Raw genomic sequence first — 1,823 nt, forward strand, 5'->3', positions numbered from 1 at the left:
GGATAAACAAATCGTCTGCCGAAAAAATTTAATGAAATAAAAATAAAAAGTATTTAAATTTATTATATTATTGATATAATATTATTGCGAGGTAAAATTTATGTTGAAATTAGATTTAGATAAAAACGAAACTTATAATAAAAAAGACAAAATATTAAGAGTAAGAGATTATAGAAAAATCGGAATATCAAAAGAGAAAAAAATCAGCGCCAAAGATATTTTAAAATATAAAGGCTCTTGTATCTGGGAAGGAAATATTAACGATATGAGAGAAGATAGATGATAAAATATAAAAACGGCATTCTTGTAGACACTTCCGTTTGGATTGATTTTTTTAATAATAAAAATTCCATCCATTCAAATTTATTAGCAAATTTTATAGAAAACGATGAAAAAATTTTTATATGTCCCGTTATATATCAGGAAATACTTCAAGGCATAAGAGACGATAAAAAATGCGAAAAAATAAAAAGAATTATATTAAACTTCAATATTTTAAACGATAATATTATGTTTATTACAAATGAAGCGGTTAATTTGTATAGAAGTTTAAGAAAGAAAGGAATTACTATTAGAAAGTCGGTTGATTGTTTAATTGCATCTTACGCTTTGGCAAATAACTTGCATTTATTTTTTATCGATAAAGATTTTGAAAATATTTACAAAAATACGGAAATGAAAATTGTATTTGAATAAATATTATAAAAATTAAATATCCAAAAATAAACAAGCCGATTTATGATTGTCGTTCGCAACATGCGGAAAGATGCCTACATTTTCTAAAGCTGGAGATTTTAATTTACATTCTTCTTTTGCGTATATGCATCTTGGATGGAATCTACATCCAGCGGGAATATCGGACGCGTTTGGAATCTCGCCTTTTATCGGAAGTTCTTTTATAATATTTACTCTGCCTGCCGAAATATCTGGGACGGCTTCAATCAAGGCTTTTGTATAAGGATGTTTCGGATTATCTATTATCTCGTCCGCGTTTCCGATTTCTATTATTTTTCCCAAATACATAACGGCTATTCTGTCGGCAAAATATCTTGCAGTCGATAAATCATGCGTAATATAAATATAGCTTAAATTTCTTTTTTCTTGAAGTTCTTTCATCATATAAAGAATTTCCGCTCTTGTCGACAAATCTATCATTGAAACGGGTTCGTCAGCGATGACTAATTTTGGATTGAGTATTAAAGCTCTCGCTGTCGCTATTCTTTGACGCTGTCCGCCCGAAAGCATATGAGGATAAACTTCGGTAAACTCTTCGCTTATTTTTACATCTTTCAAAGCGTTTATAACTTTTTCGTTATAAGTTTCTTCGTTTCCTTCGATTTTGTGAATATATAAAGGTTCTTTCAATATATCTTTAATTTTAAATCTCGGATTCATAGAAGCGTAAGGGTCTTGAAATATCATTTGAACTTTTTTTCTATAATTTTTTATTTCCTCGTTTTTGAAAGAATTTATATTTTCGTTTTCAAATAAAATTTCTCCTTCGGTTGGAGCGATTAAATTCATTATCAGTTTTCCTACCGTTGTTTTACCGCTTCCCGACTCGCCTATAATCGCAAGTATCTCTCCTCTTTTTATTTCAAAATCAATTCCGTCAACCGCTTTTATTTCTTTATTCTTTTTCAAAAGAGTTTCTATTATATTTACTTTGGGATAGAAATATTTTTTTACATTTTTCAGTTTTAATATTATATCGTTATTCATAGTTTTATTTTATATTGAAATTGAAAAAATTTATATAATAGTTTTAAGGTAATTTTGTTTAATTCCAAATATAAGTTAAAATATTCAAATTATTTATAAAC

General features: G+C 27.6%; 3 protein-coding genes. 2 read left to right on the top strand and 1 reads right to left on the bottom strand.

The genetic code is table 11. The features are described 5' to 3' along the window. Positions 1-100 precede the first annotated feature (100 nt). Both ACR0QS_RS13075 and vapC read left to right on the top strand, forming a co-directional pair. Positions 101-283: a hypothetical protein gene (locus ACR0QS_RS13075; protein ID WP_432633892.1), complete on the top strand. Its 183-nt coding sequence runs from the start codon at positions 101-103 to the stop codon at positions 281-283. Then, positions 280-696 carry a type II toxin-antitoxin system VapC family toxin gene (vapC, locus tag ACR0QS_RS13080; protein ID WP_432633893.1) on the top strand — a complete coding sequence of 139 codons (417 nt, stop codon included), beginning with the start codon at positions 280-282 and terminating at the stop codon, positions 694-696. The genes ACR0QS_RS13075 and vapC overlap by 4 nt, the downstream gene beginning before the upstream one ends. 12 nt (positions 697-708) lie before the next feature. Here the strand turns inward: vapC and ACR0QS_RS13085 are convergent, their stop codons facing one another. Continuing rightward, positions 709-1,722 (bottom strand): ABC transporter ATP-binding protein, encoded by a 1,014-nt coding sequence (locus ACR0QS_RS13085; RefSeq protein ID WP_432633894.1) that lies wholly within the window; start codon positions 1,720-1,722, stop codon positions 709-711. Positions 1,723-1,823 lie beyond the last annotated feature (101 nt).

The sequence above is a fragment of the Brachyspira sp. genome (genome assembly GCF_050873525.1).
Taxonomy (GTDB): domain Bacteria; phylum Spirochaetota; class Brachyspiria; order Brachyspirales; family Brachyspiraceae; genus Brachyspira.

What these genes read in the sequence shown, in the direction of transcription:
- vapC (WP_432633893.1), top strand. Translation starts at nt 280, where the DNA reads ATGATAAAATATAAAAACGGCATTCTTGTAGACACTTCCGTTTGGATT.
- ACR0QS_RS13085 (WP_432633894.1), bottom strand. Translation starts at nt 1,722, where the DNA reads ATGAATAACGATATAATATTAAAACTGAAAAATGTAAAAAAATATTTC.
- ACR0QS_RS13075 (WP_432633892.1), top strand. Translation starts at nt 101, where the DNA reads ATGTTGAAATTAGATTTAGATAAAAACGAAACTTATAATAAAAAAGAC.